The 17,142-nt window shown below is 61.8% G+C and carries 16 protein-coding genes; 11 read left to right on the top strand and 5 right to left on the bottom strand.

All coding sequences use genetic code 11. The annotated features are described in order from the left end of the window. Nucleotides 1-42: 42 nt before the first annotated feature. Complete coding sequence (locus tag FME68_RS01060; RefSeq protein ID WP_158395618.1) at nucleotides 43-693, bottom strand: helix-turn-helix transcriptional regulator; 651 nt, start codon at nucleotides 691-693, stop codon at nucleotides 43-45. A 198-nt stretch (nucleotides 694-891) separates the two neighbouring features. Between FME68_RS01060 and mptB (FME68_RS13485) the strand changes: the two genes are divergently transcribed. The 6 genes from mptB (FME68_RS13485) to FME68_RS01035 all read left to right on the top strand — a co-directional run bounded on the left by mptB (FME68_RS13485) (nucleotide 892) and on the right by FME68_RS01035 (nucleotide 6,562). Further along, a complete protein-coding gene (gene mptB / locus FME68_RS13485; RefSeq protein ID WP_439329277.1) occupies nucleotides 892-1,395 on the top strand; it encodes a polyprenol phosphomannose-dependent alpha 1,6 mannosyltransferase MptB in 504 nt (167 codons plus the stop codon). Beyond that, nucleotides 1,377-2,627, top strand: coding sequence for a polyprenol phosphomannose-dependent alpha 1,6 mannosyltransferase MptB (mptB, locus tag FME68_RS01055; protein WP_439329278.1), 1,251 nt, complete (start codon nucleotides 1,377-1,379; stop codon nucleotides 2,625-2,627). The genes mptB (FME68_RS13485) and mptB (FME68_RS01055) overlap by 19 nt, the downstream gene beginning before the upstream one ends. A gap of 6 nt (nucleotides 2,628-2,633) precedes the next feature. Continuing rightward, the gene (locus tag FME68_RS01050) at nucleotides 2,634-3,548 is read left to right on the top strand and encodes an ABC transporter ATP-binding protein (protein ID WP_328287670.1); all 915 of its coding nucleotides are present in this window, start codon (nucleotides 2,634-2,636) and stop codon (nucleotides 3,546-3,548) included. A 61-nt stretch (nucleotides 3,549-3,609) separates the two neighbouring features. After that, complete coding sequence (locus tag FME68_RS01045) at nucleotides 3,610-4,371, top strand: ABC transporter permease (RefSeq protein WP_144013166.1); 762 nt, start codon at nucleotides 3,610-3,612, stop codon at nucleotides 4,369-4,371. 82 nt (nucleotides 4,372-4,453) lie between these two features. Continuing rightward, nucleotides 4,454-5,467, top strand: coding sequence for a COX15/CtaA family protein (locus FME68_RS01040; protein WP_049157444.1), 1,014 nt, complete (start codon nucleotides 4,454-4,456; stop codon nucleotides 5,465-5,467). Between the two features lie 126 nt (nucleotides 5,468-5,593). Further along, on the top strand, nucleotides 5,594-6,562 hold the full coding sequence (locus tag FME68_RS01035) for a quinone oxidoreductase family protein (RefSeq protein ID WP_049157446.1): 969 nt from the start codon (nucleotides 5,594-5,596) through the stop codon (nucleotides 6,560-6,562). A gap of 4 nt (nucleotides 6,563-6,566) precedes the next feature. On the opposite strand, the gene FME68_RS01030 is transcribed toward FME68_RS01035, so the two are convergent. Continuing rightward, a complete protein-coding gene (locus FME68_RS01030) occupies nucleotides 6,567-7,511 on the bottom strand; it encodes a heme o synthase (RefSeq protein ID WP_049157448.1) in 945 nt (314 codons plus the stop codon). 315 nt (nucleotides 7,512-7,826) lie between these two features. Here FME68_RS01030 and tkt point away from each other — a divergent pair, with 315 nt between their 5' ends. From tkt to pgl, 5 genes are all read left to right on the top strand, one after another. Further along, a complete protein-coding gene (tkt, locus tag FME68_RS01025; RefSeq protein WP_158395614.1) occupies nucleotides 7,827-9,902 on the top strand; it encodes a transketolase in 2,076 nt (691 codons plus the stop codon). A 41-nt stretch (nucleotides 9,903-9,943) separates the two neighbouring features. Beyond that, nucleotides 9,944-11,032 (top strand): transaldolase, encoded by a 1,089-nt coding sequence (gene tal / locus FME68_RS01020; RefSeq protein WP_102233915.1) that lies wholly within the window; start codon nucleotides 9,944-9,946, stop codon nucleotides 11,030-11,032. 209 nt (nucleotides 11,033-11,241) lie between these two features. Then, nucleotides 11,242-12,693 (top strand): glucose-6-phosphate dehydrogenase, encoded by a 1,452-nt coding sequence (zwf, locus tag FME68_RS01015; protein WP_369816149.1) that lies wholly within the window; start codon nucleotides 11,242-11,244, stop codon nucleotides 12,691-12,693. A 21-nt stretch (nucleotides 12,694-12,714) separates the two neighbouring features. Continuing rightward, nucleotides 12,715-13,647: a glucose-6-phosphate dehydrogenase assembly protein OpcA gene (locus FME68_RS01010; protein WP_158395446.1), complete on the top strand. Its 933-nt coding sequence runs from the start codon at nucleotides 12,715-12,717 to the stop codon at nucleotides 13,645-13,647. Nucleotides 13,648-13,702: 55 nt separating this feature from the next. Continuing rightward, on the top strand, nucleotides 13,703-14,464 hold the full coding sequence (pgl, locus tag FME68_RS01005; RefSeq protein ID WP_046649107.1) for a 6-phosphogluconolactonase: 762 nt from the start codon (nucleotides 13,703-13,705) through the stop codon (nucleotides 14,462-14,464). Between the two features lie 113 nt (nucleotides 14,465-14,577). Here the strand turns inward: pgl and secG are convergent, their stop codons facing one another. The 3 genes from secG to FME68_RS00990 all read right to left on the bottom strand — a co-directional run bounded on the left by secG (nucleotide 14,578) and on the right by FME68_RS00990 (nucleotide 17,033). Then, on the bottom strand, nucleotides 14,578-14,811 hold the full coding sequence (gene secG, locus FME68_RS01000; protein WP_046649106.1) for a preprotein translocase subunit SecG: 234 nt from the start codon (nucleotides 14,809-14,811) through the stop codon (nucleotides 14,578-14,580). 180 nt (nucleotides 14,812-14,991) lie between these two features. Further along, the gene (tpiA, locus tag FME68_RS00995; RefSeq protein WP_046649105.1) at nucleotides 14,992-15,771 is read right to left on the bottom strand and encodes a triose-phosphate isomerase; all 780 of its coding nucleotides are present in this window, start codon (nucleotides 15,769-15,771) and stop codon (nucleotides 14,992-14,994) included. A 44-nt stretch (nucleotides 15,772-15,815) separates the two neighbouring features. Further along, entirely contained in the window at nucleotides 15,816-17,033 is a 1,218-nt protein-coding gene (locus FME68_RS00990; protein WP_102233912.1) for a phosphoglycerate kinase, read from the bottom strand. Nucleotides 17,034-17,142 lie beyond the last annotated feature (109 nt).

The following is a 17,142-nucleotide window of genomic DNA, read 5'->3' as shown; positions in this document are numbered from 1 at the left end:
GCCGGTTGTGCCTGTGTCAAAGCCCGCTCCTTTCTAGTTCGATTAGTTCTTTCCCGGTTCCGCCGCGGAAGGCGGGACTGGGGTTAAGGGGATATTCGTGGTGCAGATTCCGTGACCGTCCGCAATGGAGGCCAAGGGCTGCACATGTTTGCCTAATAGCGCGGAGAAGACTTCCTGTTCAGCTTCACACAACTCCGGATGCTCGGCCGCCACGTGGGCGACCGGGCAATGGTGCTGGCAAATCTGTACTCCGTTGCCCACCGACGTCACCGTGGCCGCGTAGCCATGCGCGTCGAGCACTTCGGCCAGCTGACGCGCCACCTCCGGAACGGATTCCTGATCTTCCACCAGGGGCTTCACGTCCTCCACGAGGCGCTCGAAGCGAGCCTTGGCGAAGCGACGAACAGCTTCCGGCCCGCCCGCTTCACGCAGTGCGGTGAGCGCTTCCGCCGCCAGCTGATCGTAGGCGTGCCCAAATTGGGCGCGGCCCTGATCCGTGAGGCGGAAATGCTTGGCGGGGCGACCACGGCCCACCGACTGCCCGGGGCGGGCTGATGGGCGGCGATGCACCACCTCGGTGAGTCCTTCCTCCACCAAAATGTCTAAGTGCCGACGGATGCCGGCTGCAGAGAGACCGAGACGTTCACCCAGATACGACGCCGTTACCGGGCCATCCTTGAGAAGCAACAACATGACGTGTCGGCGGGTATCGCCCTCAGTCGAGCGAGTCTCCCTAGGTAGCTCCTTCGTCACGGTGTACACCTCCTTGAATGAAACATTCTCTCTTTAGACAACACTAGTGTTCCTTAATTCATTCCCGATTTCCACTCTTTCATTCGTGTCGCGGGCAGCTCGTCCTCTCTCAGCACCGAGCGACTAAGGTAGACACTCATGAATATGGAGCGCGATTACACCCGATCGGGGCGATTGCACCGCGTCTTTTGGGGCGTGCGCGATGAACTCCCCCGCATGGGCCTGCCCGGATCCCGTTCCGCGCTCTTGCACCAAGATTTTCCAGATTCTGCTGGCGACGCAGAGGGCGCCGCGCTTGGCGACGTCCACCGCCACACCATCGCCCAGCTGCGCACGCTCTTTAGCCTCCGGTGGCTCGGCACCATTGGTGCGCTACTCATTGCGCTCGGCGGATTGGGCGCCGGTGCGCTTCCGGTGGTGGGCAACCCCTATGAGTCTTTGCCTTTTGGCTCGCTCATGACACGGATGCTGCAGTCAGCCTCCGCCATTGTGTTCATCGGGGTCGGTTTCATGGTCACGGCGTGGATTTGCATGGCACCGCTGGTGGGCGCGCCCTGCGCCTGCAGAAGCCGGCCAAGGTTCGGCGGTTTAGCCACTCGCCCCGGGTGGTCACGCAGAGCCAGATGTGGCGCACCTGGCTAGGGTGGGTTCTCCCGCTTTTGGTGACCGCTCCCCTGTTCACGCAGGACATTTACTCCTACCTCGCTAACGGCTCCATCGTGCTCCAAGGCCTCGATCCCTATTCGGCGGGGCCGGTGGAGCTACTGGGCGCCGATAACGACCTGGCCCGCTCCGTCCCGTTCATCTGGGCGAACTCACCTTCCCCTTATGGCCCGGTGGCGCTAGGTGTAGCGGCGGTGGTCAGTTGGCTGACCAACGACTCCATTATCTGGGGTGTTGTGCTCCACCGGGTGCTGTCCCTCGTCGGCATCATCGCCGCCGGTTGGGCCATCGCGCGGCTTGCTACGCGCTGCCGAGTATCCCCGGAAGCAGCGCTGTGGCTGGGCATCCTTAACCCTTTGACAATCCTCCACCTCGTCGGAGGCATCCACAATGAATCCTTCATGCTGGGGCTAGCTCTCGTCGGTGTGGAGCTGGGGTTGCGGGCGGTCAACGATGCCCACGAGGCCCGCTGGCGAGCATGGTCGTTGTTTATCGCATCTGGCGTCCTGATCTCGTGTGCCGGAATGGTCAAGGTGACTGGCTTTATCGGCCTCGGCTTCGTCGGCATGGCGGCGGCGCGCAGGCTCGTCGACAAGCACGGCGTGTCCGGCGTGCGGGCAGTGCTGGGCGCAGGGGCCGCGCAGCTTCTCCTACTTGCCGCCTCCATCGCTGCAGTGACGGTACTCACGGGCATCGACATTGGTTGGGTCTTTGGCCAGGGCGGCGCGGCCACCATCCGGTCGTGGCTGTCTGCGACGACCTCCGTGGGCGTCGGCGCCGGCTTCCTCGGGATGCTGTTGGGATTGGGCGATCACACCGAGGCCATCCTCACCGTGACCCGGACTGTGGGCGTCATCATTGCCGCGGGCTTTATGATCCGCATGCTCTTTGCCACCTACCGCGGCGCCATCCACCCCGTGGGCGGCCTGGGGGTATCGACCTTCGTGCTCGTGGTGTTCTTTCCCGTCGTCCAACCCTGGTACATCCTGTGGGCGGTGCTGCCGCTGGCGGCTTGGGCCAACCGACGCTTCTTCCGCATGGCTGTGATCATCTACTCCGGGTTCATGAGTTTCATCGTGCTTCCCCGCGGCCTCGGCCTTCCCCCGGGGACAGTCTTCGTCATTTATCTTGCCGCCTTGGTGACTTTCCTCGTCCTCGCCGGCGTGGGGTGGGTTGCTTTGCGCAGGGCGGGCGTGCGTGTCCTAAACTAGCGATTCGTGACTACATCAGCTCTTGTCTTAGATAACGTCATGAAGACCTATGGCGACGTCAACGCAGTGAATGGGCTGAGTTTCCGTGCCAACTACGGTGAGATCCTGTGCTTGCTGGGCCCTAACGGTGCAGGCAAGACCACCACCATCGAGATGTGTGAGGGTTTCAAGAAGCCTACGTCGGGCCACATCGAGGTGCTGGGTCTTAACCCCGCGCGCAATCCCGATGCTGTGCGCTCCCGCATCGGCATCATGCTGCAGGGCGGCGGCTCCTATTCCGGAATCAAAGTCAAGGAGATGCTTGAGCTTAGCGCCTCCTATAACGAGAATCCCTTAGACCCGGAGTGGCTGCTGGACACGCTCGGACTGCGCGGGGTGGCGAAGAGCAGCTACCGCCGCCTGTCCGGTGGGCAACAACAACGTCTCTCCCTAGCCCTAGCGATCATCGGGCGCCCAGAGTTGGTCTTTCTCGATGAACCCACCGCAGGAATGGATGCCCAGTCGCGCCTTGCCGTGTGGGACCTCATCCGCGCCCTCCGGGCCGATGGCGTAACCGTCATCCTCACCACGCACCTCATGGATGAAGCGGAAGCGCTCAGCGACCGCGTCGTCATTATTGACCACGGCCAACTCGTGGCGAGCGGCACCGCAGCATCGCTGACGGACTCGGCCGATGTTCCACAGGTGAATTTCGATACCGCCACACCGGTGGACCTCGAAGCGCTGCGGGACGCCGGCATCGCGGCGGAAGCTCTCCGCCCGCTGCATTACCGTCTCACTTCGGAGGCCAGCCCCGCCGGCATCGCGGCGCTGGCTTCGTCCTTGGCCGCGCAAAACGTCATCCTCCGCAACCTGCACACCTCGCACCGGAATCTCGAGGAAGTCTTCCTCGATCTCACGGGCCGCGAGATGCGCAGCTAGAACCGCCCTCGGCCATTTAGCACGATTCTTTCATCAAATTGTTTGAACAAGGAGAAGCTCCATGAGCACCTTCGCACCCGGCACTTTTAGCCCGCACCCGCAGCGCGTGGGCGTAGCGGCTATGGCACGTGCCCAAGGGGCTATCGAATCCAAGCTCATGCTGCGCCACGGTGAGCAGCAGCTGCTGAGCATCATCATCCCAGTGGCCATCCTGATCGGCGCCGCGACACTGCAAGACAGCACCGGCCACGGCGTGGAGGAAATCTTCCCCATGGTGCTGGCCGTTGCGGCGACCTCCTCCGGTTTCACGGGTCAAGCCATTTCCTTAGCCTTCGACCGTCGCTATGGTGCGCTGAAACGCACAGGCGCTTCAGGCGTTCCTGCCTGGGCCATCGTGGTAGGAAAGATTCTCGCAGTGCTGTCGATGGTGGTGCTCCAGGTCCTCGTGCTGGGGACGATCGCCGCCTTCCTGGGCCTGCGCATCACCGCTGGGGGTGTGGCCATCGGCGTGCTCACCCTCGCCTTGGGTGTGGCCACGTTTACGGCCTTAGGCCTACTGCTCGGCGGCACGCTGAGTTCGGAGGTGGTCTTGGCGGTGGCCAACCTCATTTGGTTTATCCTTCTCGGCACCGTCGGATGGGTCATGTTTTCCCAGGGGCTCGGTGATAACGGGGTGTTCACCCTAGTGCCCACCGTAGCGATGGCCGCCGGACTCGATACCGCCCTGAACGGGTCCTTCCCGGGCTTTGAGCTCCTTGTACTCGTCGGTTGGTCAGCGGTGGCGTCGTTTGCCGCGGTGCGTTGGTTCCGCTTCGAAGGCTAAAAGTGATTCTTCTCCCTTGCGTGGTGTGACCCACCCGTCGATATTGGTTCCCGGATGGGGCCGGGCGGTAGGCTGAATAGCCGTGAGTACCGCCAATATTTCCTCTCCTCAACATTCCACCGCGCCCGCTGCGCCGACCACCGGTCCCTCGGTGAAGACGCAGCGCATCGTCGCGCTCATCCTCCTGCTCTGCCAGGGTGGCATTACAGTATCGGGTTCCATCGTGCGCGTAACCGGCTCCGGCCTTGGTTGCGTCACCTGGCCTAACTGCCACCCTGGTTCCTTGGTTCCCATCCAGGGCGCGGCTCCCATGCTCCACCAGGCCATTGAGTTCGGCAACCGCCTGCTGACTTTTGTTGTGGCGGCGGCGGCCATCGCCAGCATTGTGGTGGTCCACAAGGCGCAGCGCCGCAAGGAGCTCAAGGTCTATGCCTGGGCGGGGCTCGCAGGTATTTTCGTGCAGGCACTCATCGGCGCCCTGTCGGTGGTGCTGAAGCTTTCCTGGTGGAGTGTGGCAATTCACTTCCTCCCATCTATGGTCCTGGTGTGGATCGCGGCCATGCTGTTCTCCCGCATCAACGAACCCGATGACGGAACCCCTACTCGCCTCTTCCCCGCCGCCGTGCGCACGCTCGCAGTGGTGGCCACAGTAGCCCTGTCCATCGTTCTGCTGACCGGTACCTTTGTGACTGGCTCAGGTACCCACTCCGGTGATGCCGGTGTGGGTATGGAGGGACGCCTCGGCGTGGACACCTATGGCATGGCCATCATTCACGCGGTCTGCATGTACGTCTACTTAGCGCTGACACTCATCGTGGTCTTCCTCCTGCACCGCACCGGCGCCCCCAAGGTGGCCAAGAAAGCCGGCTGGGTGCTCATTGCGTGCATCGTCATCCAGTGGGCTATCGGTGTCACCCAGTTCTATCTCCACATCCCCCGCTGGACCGTCCCCTTCCACGTGGGCATGTCCTCAGTGGTCACGGCCTTCACCGCCTTGCTGTGGGCGCATGGCTTGCGCCGCGTCGGAAACGAGGATGGCACTACTGCCAGCACTGCCCAGCGCGGTGACGAGAACGTTCCCGCCGCCCAAGGCTAAGCAGAGTCAGCGGAGACAGTAAAGCCACTACAACAGGTACTCGTAGCGCCGCCGTTCTCACCAGGAAGTGAGGATGGCGGTGCTTTTTGCTGCGCGGGTGCCTGTGCTTCGTTTAGCCTAGACACCATGCATGCTATTCAGGTGACCACGACCGGAGGGCCCGAGGTCCTCACCTACGCCGAGGTAGAATCCCCCACGCCGACGAAGGAGCAGTTGCTTGTCGACGTCTCCGTGGCCGGTGTCAACTACATCGACACCTACTACCGCGAAGGCATCTACAACGCCTCCGTGCCTTTCATCATCGGTCTCGAAGGAACCGGACGCGTTGTGCACGACCCCCAGGGAGAAATCGCCCCGGGCACGATGGTGGCCTGGGATCACGCTTTCGGCTCCTATGCGGAGCAGGTCTGCGTGCCGCGCGACCGCGTGGTGGCCGTCCCCGACGAGATTCCCTCCGCCGTCGCCGGTTCGATGCTCCTGCAGGGCATGACGGCGCACTACCTCACCCACGGTGTGTATCAGCTAGGGGAAGGAGCATCCTGTCTGATCACTGCCGGTGCAGGCGGCGTGGGCTTGATCCTCACCCAGATGGCGAAGTCCCTGGGCGCCACCGTCTATTCCGTGGTCTCCACGGATGAGAAGGAAGAGCTGGCCTATGGCGCGGGCGCAGACCACGTATTCCGCTACAGCAGCGGCTTGGCCGAGCAGGTGCGTCGTCACAACGGTGGGCGCGGCGTGGACGTGGTTTACGACGGCGTCGGCAAAGCCACCTTCGGTGAATCCCTTGAGGTTGTGCGACCGCGCGGCACGGTAGCGCTCTTCGGTGCCGCATCGGGCCCCGTCCCGCCGATGGACCCGCAGCTGCTGAACAAGCACGGCTCCATCTTCCTCACCCGCCCCTCACTCGGCGCCTGGACCTCCCAGGAAGGCGAGTTCCAGATGCGCGCCCAGGCCGTGGTGCAGGCGGTCATCGATGGCGACCTCGACTTCCGCATCTCCGCGGAGTATCCGCTCGCCGAAGCTGCTCAGGCCCACCGCGACCTCCAAGAGCGCAAGACCACCGGCTCGATTGTCCTCCGGGTACGCGAAGACTAGCTCGCTAGAACAGCGCGGCCGACCAGCCCAACATGCGCCCGATGGGCTCCCAGCCCACGACGGCGTCGATGGACAGGCCGATAAAGAGCACCGACAGGTAGTTGTTGGAGTAAATAAACAGGCGCATGGGCTTGACCTTTGCGCCCTTCTTTACCCCTTGGTGCAGACGAATCGCCATCCAAAGGAAGACCGCGCCGGAAGACACCGCGGCCACCAAGTAGATCCACGAGGCCGCAGGGATAATAAGGAAGGTTACGATAACCGTGCCGATCGTGTACCACACGATTTGGCGGGTCACCTCTACTTCCCCGGCAACGACGGGCAGCATCGGCACCCCAGCCTTGCGGTAGTCCTCCTTGTACTTCATGGCCAGCGCCCACGTGTGGGGCGGGGTCCAGAAGAAGATAATGAGGAACAGCACCACGGCCTGCCACCAACGGTCCGGCTCCCCTGCCGGTGCATTATCACGAATGACGGCCCAACCCACCATGGCGGGCATACAGCCAGCGAGGCCACCCCAGACGATGTTCTGGGAGTTCCGCATCTTGAGGAACTTCGTGTAGACGATGACATAAAAGAAGTTGGTCAAGAGCACGAAGAACGCGGCCAACCACGAGTTAGCGAGCACACCCAGCCAAAAGACGGAAAGCGCCAACATGATCCACGCGAAGATCGCGGCGTTGCGCCGCGAGATGGTCTTGCGCACTAGCGGCCGGGCACGGGTGCGCTGCATCTTCTGGTCGATCTCATAATCGACGACGTTGTTAAATGTGTGGGCAGCCGCGGCACCCATCCATCCACCGAAGATGGTGGAGACGATGAGCCAGAAGTTGGAGGACACAGCTTCGAATCCACGCTGCGCCTGGAGCATAGCCGGGATTGCCGCCACGAGGAGGAGCTCAATGATCCTCGGTTTCGTTAGCGCAAAATAGGCCTTGATGGTCTCCAAGGAACAATCCTCCGTATATCCGGCACGTGGGTGTATGGCTTATGGGTCTGACGTACTGGTCGGCTGCCCGCGCTAAAAAGTTCCCGAGAACTTTGTGGCGAATCCCCGAAGCGTTCTTTGGGGATAGTCGCCGCCCACTGGCTGGCAGCGGGGCAACAGCGTCAACCATGCCAGACTACCGCCCGAAACCTGGTTTATATAATCCCCCGCCGAAGATCGAAAAACCTTTACACTGATTAACGGTATATCTGTTTCCAGAAGCGAAGTGAGGTTTTCGCCGTGTCGAACGAAAAGTTGTCCCCGGAACTGCAGGCTATGGTTGAGCGCCGTTATCCTTCGGACTGGAGTGACCTCGACACTCGCGCCGTGGACACCGTGCGCGTCCTAGCTGCCGACGCCGTCCAGAACTGCGGCTCCGGCCACCCCGGTACCGCCATGTCCCTGGCACCGCTGGCCTACACGCTCTACCAGCGCGTGCTTAACCACGATCCGGCCGATGTTCACTGGGCAGGGCGCGACCGCTTCGTACTCTCCGTTGGACACTCTTCCCTGACGCAGTACATCCAGCTCTTCCTCGGCGGTTTCGGTCTCGAGATGGAGGATCTCAAGTCGCTGCGCACCTGGGGCTCGAAGACTCCGGGCCACCCCGAGGTTCACCACACCGATGGCGTCGAGATCACCACCGGTCCCCTGGGCCAAGGCTTAGCGTCCGCGGTCGGCATGGCAATGGCCGCACGCAAAGAGCGCGGCATGTTCGATGCCTCGGCCCCGGCCGGCGAATCCCCCTTCGATCACTTCGTTTACGTCATCGCCTCCGACGGTGACTTGCAAGAGGGCGTCACCGCTGAGGCTTCTTCCTTGGCGGGCACCCAGAAGCTGGGCAATCTCATCGTCTTCTGGGATGACAACCGCATCTCCATTGAGGACGACACCAACATTGCCTTCAACGAGGACGTGGCTAAGCGTTACGAGGCCTATGGCTGGCACGTGCAGACCGTGGAGTCCGGCGAAGATGTCGAAGCCATCGAAGCAGCTGCCGCCGCGGCACGCGCCGAAACCTCCCGCCCCTCCTTCATCCGAGTTAAGACCGTGATTGGTTACCCTGCACCGAACAAGATGAACACCGGCGGCGTCCACGGTGCAGCTCTTGGCGAGGATGAGGTAGCCGCCACCAAGGAGGTCCTCGGCTTCGATCCGGCGGAGTCCTTCCACATCGACGAGGAAGTCCTCGCGCACACCCGCGAGCTGACCACTCGCGGTGCCGCGAAGCACGCAGAGTGGCAGGAAAAGTTTGACGCGTGGGCAGCTGCCAACCCGGAGGAGAAGAAGCTCTTCGACCGCCTCCAGGCTCGCGAGCTGCCGGCTGACTTCGCCGCAGAACTTCCGTCCTGGGAAGCGGGCGAATCCTTGGCAACGCGCAAGGCTTCCGAGGCCGCCATCCAGGCACTTGCAGCCTCCCTGCCGGAGATGTGGGGCGGCTCCGCCGATCTGGCAGGCTCCAACAACACGGTGATCAAGGGCGCGGATTCCTTCGGCCCAGAGTCCATCACCACCGATACTTGGACTGCCACCCCCTACGGCCGCAACCTGCACTTCGGCATCCGCGAGCACGCCATGTCCGCAGTCATGAACGGCATTGCACTGCACGGCAATACCCGCGTCTACGGTGGTACCTTCCTCATTTTCTCTGAGTACCAGTACCCGGCTGTCCGCCTCGGCGCGCTCATGTCCACCGATACCTACTACGTCTGGACGCACGATTCCATCGGGCTGGGCGAAGACGGCCCGACCCACCAGCCAGTGGAAACGCTCGCTGCCCTGCGCGCCATCCCCAACCTCTCCGTCATCCGCCCGGCAGATGCTAACGAGACCGCTCAGGCGTGGGCGGCGGCCCTTGAGTACAAGGCCGCTCCGAAGGGCCTCGCTCTGTCCCGCCAGAACCTGCCTGTACTCGAAGGAACCAAGGAGAAGGCTGCCGAAGGTGTGCGCCGCGGCGCCTACGTCCTCGTTGAGGCATCGAAGGAAACCCCGGACGTGATTCTTATCGCCACCGGCTCCGAGGTACAGCTCGCCGTGGAGGCCGCCAAGCAACTCGAGGCGGACGGTACCGCGACCCGCGTGGTGTCCGCGCCGTGCCTAGAGTGGTTCGACGAGCAGGACGCTTCCTACCACGAGTCCGTCCTCCCCTCCTCCGTCCGCGCGCGCGTCTCCGTCGAGGCCGGTATCTCCTTGCCGTGGCACAAGTACACCGGTTCCTTCGGCCGCACCGTGTCCTTGGAGCACTTCGGCGCTTCCGCACCTGCTGCGGAACTCTTTGAGAAGTTCGGCTTCACTGCCGAGGCCGTTGCTGACGCCGCCCGCGAGTCCCTCACCGCTGCTCAGGCAGGCTAACCCCCTACTGCTGTCCATTACGAAAGGACCCTGCACACACCATGACACATATTGATGAGCTCGCCCGTCTCGGTACCTCGACGTGGCTCGATGATCTCTCCCGCGAGCGCTTGGATTCCGGCAACCTCCGCGAACTCCTCGACACCAAGTCCATCGTGGGTGTTACCACGAACCCGGCAATTTTTGCTGCCGCAATGTCCTCCGGCACCTCCTACGATGCCGACATCGCAGAGCTAAAGGAAAAGTCCGCTACCGCGGACGACGCGGTGTACTCGCTCGCCATCGACGATGTCCGCAATGCCTGCGATCTCTTCACCGAGATCTATGAATCAACCGATGGCCGGGATGGGCGGGTGTCCATCGAGGTTGATCCACGAATCTCTGCGGATGCGGAGGCAACCTTGGCACAGGCCCGCGAGCTGTGGTCCAAGGTCAACCGCCCCAACCTCATGATCAAGATCCCGGCAACCGACGGTTCCCTTCCCGCCATATCCGATGCTCTGGCAGAAGGTATTTCCGTCAACGTCACCCTGATCTTCTCTGTCGAGCGCTACGCGCAGGTGATTGCCGCCTACAAGGAGGGAATTCAGCGCGCCGCCGAAGCAGGTAAGGATGTCTCCACTATTCACTCCGTGGCCTCCTTCTTTGTCTCCCGCTTGGACACCGAAGTCGACAAGCGCCTCGAGTTGAACGGCTCTGATGAAGCCCTCGCGCTGCGTGGAAAGGCCGGCGTGGCCAACGCCCAACGCGCCTATGCGCTTTTCCTGAAGGAGTTCAAGGACAACGGTAGCGACTTGCCTTCCGGTGCCCACCCGCAGCGGCCACTGTGGGCGTCAACGGGAGTCAAAAACCCTGACTACCCTGCCACCTTGTACGTTTCCGAGCTCGCTGGGCCGGAGACCGTCAACACGATGCCCGAGAAGACCATTGATGCGGTTCTTGCGCAGGGGAACCTGCACGGCGATACGCTGACTGAAGCTTCTGACGACGCAGAGAAGGTATGGGCACAGCTGGAGGCTGTCGGCATCGACTTCGCCGATGTTTTCACCGTGCTCGAGCAGGAGGGCGTCGACAAGTTCGTCGATGCATGGGAGGAACTGCTTGCCTCGATGACAGACCGCCTCTCCTAAAAGAGCATGAGGTTTTAAGTGCTCACCATCGGCGCGCGCCACCAACGGCCATGCAACTGTGGCCGGCGGGGCGCGTGTCGCTATGCTGAGCTGTTGGACTTATCTCACACAGACCGAAAGGACACTTAGTGAGCACTACCAGCGCGTGGGTCAACCCGTTGCGCGACGCGAAGGACAAACGCCTGCCACGTATCGCCGGGCCATCCGGCATGGTGATTTTCGGCGTCACGGGTGACTTGGCGCGCAAGAAGCTCCTCCCTGCCATCTACGACCTAGCCAACCGAGGGCTGCTGCCCGCCGGCTTCACGCTGGTGGGCTACGGCCGCCGCGACTGGGACAAGCAAGCCTTTTGCGACTACGTCCGCGAGGCCGCCGAGGCGGGTGCCCGAACGACCTTCAGTGAGCATGTGTGGGAGCACCTCGCCAAAGGAATCGAGTTTGTCCAAGGCAACTTCGACGACGCTGGCTTTGATAGGCTCTCCGCCCGGTTGTCTGAGCTCAACGCTTCCCGCGGCACCGGTGGAAACTGGGCCTATTATCTTTCGGTTCCGCCAGAGTTCTTCTCCGATATTTGCCACCAGCTAGAGCGCGTCGGCATGGCGGACAGCACGGAAAGCTCCTGGCGCCGCGTCATCATTGAAAAACCTTTCGGCCACGATCAGGCTTCCGCGCGCCAGCTCAATGAGATCGTCAATGCCGTCTTCCCGGAGTCTTCGGTGTTCCGCATCGATCATTACCTGGGCAAGGAAACAGTGCAGAACATCATGGCGCTGCGCTTTGCCAACCAGATCTTCGAGCCGATGTGGAACGCGCACTACATCGATCACGTGCAGATCACGATGGCCGAAGACATCGGATTGGGCGGACGTGCCGGCTATTACGACGGCATCGGCGCTGCGCGCGACGTCATCCAGAATCACCTCCTGCAGCTACTAGCCCTCGTCGCCATGGAGGAACCCTCCTCCTTCGACCCAGAGGCGCTCCAGGCGGAAAAGATCAAGGTGCTGCGCGCTACCAATGCGGTGCACCCGCTTAACAAGACCACCGCCCGCGGCCAGTACTCCGCCGGCTGGCAGGGCTCAGAGTATGTCAAGGGCCTGCGGGAGGAGGAAGGATTCGATCCGGAATCCACGACGGAGACCTATGCCGCGTGCACCCTCGAGGTTAATTCCCGTCGCTGGGCGGGCGTTCCTTTCTACCTGCGTACCGGCAAGCGGCTGGGCCGCCGCGTAACCGAGATTGCACTGGTGTTTAAGACCGCCCCGCACCAGCCTTTTGATCAGGGCCAAGCCGATGCGCTGGGTCAGAATGCCGTGGTGATCCGCGTCCAACCTGATGAAGGCGTCACCATGCGCTTTGGTTCCAAGGTTCCGGGCTCCACCATGGAGGTGCGTGACGTCAACATGGACTTCGCCTATGCCGAGGCCTTTACGGAAGAATCGCCGGAGGCCTATGAGCGCCTGATTCTCGACGCCCTCTTGGACGAGTCCTCCCTCTTCCCCACCAACGAGGAAGTGGAGCTGTCGTGGTCCATCCTCGACCCCATCATTGAGTACTGGTCCAGTATCGGACAGCCGGAGCAATACCGCGCTGGCACGTGGGGGCCGGAGTCCGCTAATAGAATGCTGCGCCGCCGGGGTCATTCCTGGCGCCGTCCGTAGGTCCTTAGGAGGAATGGCCTTATGATTATCCCCTTGCCCGATACGACGACGCGCAAGATCTCTAAGAAGCTTGTAGAGATGCAGGAGCACTACACGCTCACGACCGGCCGGGTCCTCACGCTCATCGTCATGACCGAAGAGGGCGATGACCTGGACAACCTGCTCGCATCGGTGCGCGATGCCTCCCACGAGCACCCTTCCCGTGTCATCGTCATCGCTACTGGAAATCTCGACGAGGACACTCGGCTCGACGCCGAGTTGCGCGTCGGTGGCGAAGCGGGTGCCTCTGAGATCGTCGTCATGCACCTGCATGGCGCCCTCGCGGATCAGGCAGAAGCGGTAGTGACTCCACTGCTTCTTCCCGATACACCAATCGTGGCGTGGTGGCCTACGGCATGCCCGCCGTCCCCGTCCTCTGTTCCGATCGGTGCGCTGGCCCAGCGCCGTATTACCAACGTTGCCTTCGGCAGTGGAGTCGATCAGTACGACCTCCACGTGCTCTCCTCTGGCTATAAGCCCGGAGATTCCGACATGTCGTGGGGCGCCATCACCCTCTGGCGCGGTATCGTCGCTTCGGCCCTCGACAGGTTCCCGCACGAGCCGATCACCTCTGTGAAGATCTCCGGTGCCGAGCACCACGCCGCCGTCGACTTTGCTGCCGGCTGGCTTCTCGACGCCCTCTCCGTCCCCGTTACCCGTACCGTGTCGGACTGCGCGGCGGGTACTTTCCCGATTACCTCGGTGGTTTTCCATCGTCCCACTGCCGATGTCAGCGTCACAGTTGTGGACCCCGCGACAGTGAAGGTCAGTGTTCCGGGCTCCCCGGAATCACTCGTTAGCCTCGCGGTGCGTTCCGAAGCAGAAGTGCTTTCGGAAGAACTCCGCCATCTCGATGCGGATAAGACATACGCTCACGCTCTCCGCGCCTTAGCCCGCGTGGACTACAGTGTGTAGGCATAATCATTTCATCGTTTCCTAGTCTCATCATTCAGAAGGATCTTTCTGCACCATGGTCACGCTTCGCCGCGTTAGCGACATCGACGAGCTCATATCCTCCGCCGCACTCGCCTTTATTGAGACGGTTGCGGCGATTCAAGCCCCAGGCGGCGGCCTCCACAAGGATGGTGTCGCCCGCGTCGTGCTCACCGGTGGCGGAGCAGGAATCGGCATGCTGCGCGAGCTGGCACGGCTTCACGACGCCGCACAACAGCAAGGCAGCGACTACCCAGCATTGGCTGTGGACTGGACGCGCATCCATGTTTTCTTCGGCGATGAGCGCAACGTGCCGGTAAGCGATCCGGACTCTAATGAGGGCCAAGCCCGTGAGGCTCTCTTGGCACACGTGGATATCCCGGAGCGCCACATTCACGGCTATGACCTGGGAGCCGTATCCATGGAGCACGCAGCACAAGCCTATGAGGGCGAGATCCGTGACTTTGCGCCGGAAGGCTTCGATATTCACCTGCTGGGCATGGGTCACGAAGGCCACATTAACTCCCTGTTCCCGCATTCAGAAGCGGTCTATGAAGACACCGATTATGCCTTCGCGGTCCACGACTCCCCCAAGCCGCCTTCTGAGCGCGTGACGTTGACTTACCCGGCCATCAACCGCTCCCAGCGCATTTGGTTCCTGGTTTCCGGTGAGGAGAAGGCCGAGGCTGTCTCCCACCTCGTGGCTGGCGCTGCGGCTGAGGACTGGCCGGCCGCAGGTGCTCAGGGCACTGAGGAAACGCTGCTGTTCTTAAGCGACGATGCCGCGCAGCGTCTCTAACAACAGCTCCCCGGCGGCTTCTCTAGGGCCGCCAATGAAAACTACAACGCCGCGTCCTTCACCTTTATTGGAGAAGGGACGCGGCGTTTGGCGTATGTGTGCGGCGGGACCTTTTAGCTATAAGCCTGCAGCAGGTTCAGAGCCACGATGCAGGCAAGCCAGATAACCACCATGACCACGGTGTAGCGGTCAAGGTTCTTCTCTACCACGGTGGAACCAGAGAGGTTGGACTGTACGCCGCCGCCGAAGAGGCTCGACAGGCCACCACCTTTACCCTTGTGCAGCAGCACGAAGATAGTCATCAAGATTGCGGCAATCACGAGGAGGATTTCCAGTGCCAAGATCATGAAGTAGTTCCTTGTTTACGCGTATGTACAGTGAGTATGACGCGCGTTAGTGAATCACCGTGGTGAGCCACCGTCACGCGTGGGAAAAAGGGCGCGAAGACAGCGCGCAATAATCCTCGATGATACACCACGTGGCGGGCCAGAAACTATTCCGACCCGCCACGGCAGGATGCGGGGAGATTAGGCGCCCTGGGCGGCGTTAGCCGCCAGCTTGGCGAACTCCTCGCCCTTGAGGGAGGCGCCGCCGACGAGACCACCGTCAACGTCGGGCTTGCCCACGATCTCCGCGATAGAGTCCACCTTGACGGAGCCGCCGTAGAGGATGCGGATGCCTTCAGCAACCTCGTCGCCGCCGAGCTCGCGGACGAGCTGACGAATAGCTGCGCACACTTCCTGTGCATCCTCAGCGGAAGCAACCTTGCCGGTGCCGATAGCCCAGACAGGTTCATAAGCGATGACGGTCTTTGCCAGATCCTCAGCGGACAGGCCCTCCAGGGAGTTGCGGGTCTGGGTCACCACGTAATCGACGTGAGTGCCCTTCTCGCGGACATCCAAGGGCTCGCCGACACACACGATGGGGCTGATGCCGTTGGCCAACGCTGCCGCGGCCTTTTCTGCGACGAGCTTGTCGGTTTCGCCGTGGTACTCGCGGCGCTCGGAGTGGCCCACCACTGCCCAGGAGCAGCCCAGGGCGGAGAGCATCTTGCCGGATACCTCACCGGTGTAGGCGCCGGATTCGTGCTTGGAGATGTCCTGCGCGCCATAGGTGAACTGCAGGTCGTCGCCGTCGACAAGCGTCTGGACCGTGCGGATGTCGGTGAACGGGACCATGAAAGCCACGTCGACCTTTTCGTAGTATTCCTTCGGCAAGGAGAAAGCGAACTTCTGGAGGGAGCCGATAGCTTCCTTGTGGTCGAGGTTCATCTTCCAGTTACCAGCGATAAGCGGGGTACGTGCCATGATTAGCCTTTCTCGAAGTCAGACTGTGTTGGGAGGATGGTTGATTAGGATTCCAGGACCTTGACGCCCGGCAGTTCCTTGCCTTCCAGGAACTCCAGGGAAGCGCCACCACCGGTGGAGATGTGGGAGAAGCCGTCCTCGTCGAGGCCGAGCAGTCGGACGGAAGCTGCGGAGTCACCGCCACCCACGACGGTGAAGGAACCATTCTTGGCCGTGGCATCGATGATGGACTGCGCCACACCTGCGGTGCCCTTGGAGAAGGCTTCCATCTCGAACACACCCATCGGGCCGTTCCAGAAGACGGTCTTGGAGGAAGCGATGACCTCATCGAACTTCTTCACCGACTCCGGTCCGATATCGAGGGACATCCATCCCTCCGGGATACCGTCGAGGCCCACAACCTTATTTTCTGCATCGGCATTGAACTCGGTGGCAGCGACGAGGTCGACCGGCAGGACGATCTTATCGCCGAAGCGCTCCAGCAGCTCCTTGCAGTTGTCGATCTGGTCTTCCTGCAGCAGGGAGTTCTGGACGTTGTAGCCCTGTGCTGCCAGGAGGGTGTAGCACATGCCGCCGCCGATGATGACCTTGTCGGCCTTACCGGCGAGCGCCTCAATCACACCAAGCTTGTCGGATACCTTGGCGCCGCCAAGAACAACCACATACGGGTGCTCTGGCTTCTCTGCTACCGCCGCCAGGGTTTCCACTTCCTTCTGCACGAGCTTGCCGGCGTAAGCAGGCAGGCGCTTGGCCACGTCGTACACGGAAGCCTGCGCGCGGTGAACGACACCGAAACCATCGGAGACGAAGGCGCCGTTGTCTGCAGCCAGGGCGACGAGTTCGTCAGCGAAGGCGCCACGCTCTGCCTCGTCCTTCGAGGTCTCGCGTGGATCGAAGCGGACATTCTCCAGCAACAGGACATCGCCCTCGTTCAGACCGTTAGCGCGCTCGTGGGCGTCCTCGCCGCTGACATCCCCGGCGAGGGCGACATACTGATCCAGTGCCTCAGACAGAGCTTCTGCTACTGGGGCCAGCGAGTACTTCGGGTTGACCTCGCCCTTCGGGCGGCCCAGGTGCGCCGACAGGATGACCTTCGCACCGCCTTCAATCAAGGCCTTGATGGTGGGCAAGGAAGCGGTGATGCGGCCGGAGTCGGTGATGTTTCCTTCATCATCAAGTGGGACGTTGAAGTCAGAACGGACGAGGACGTGGCGGCCGGAGACGCCTTCTGCGAGCAGGTCGTCCAGAGTCTTGAAAGCCATGATGTTCTCCTTAAAAGTAGGTACTCAAGCTAAAGGTTAATGCTATTCAATGGGAAAGTGTGCTGGTTCCTTATAAACGACTATCGGCCCAGCGCACGCCACGAAATTA

It is taken from the genome of Corynebacterium hiratae (genome assembly GCF_009708045.1).
GTDB classification, from domain to species: Bacteria; Actinomycetota; Actinomycetes; order Mycobacteriales; family Mycobacteriaceae; genus Corynebacterium; species Corynebacterium hiratae.
The sequence above is the reverse complement of the archived record's forward strand: the minus strand, read 5'-3'. Positions and strand labels throughout refer to the sequence as shown.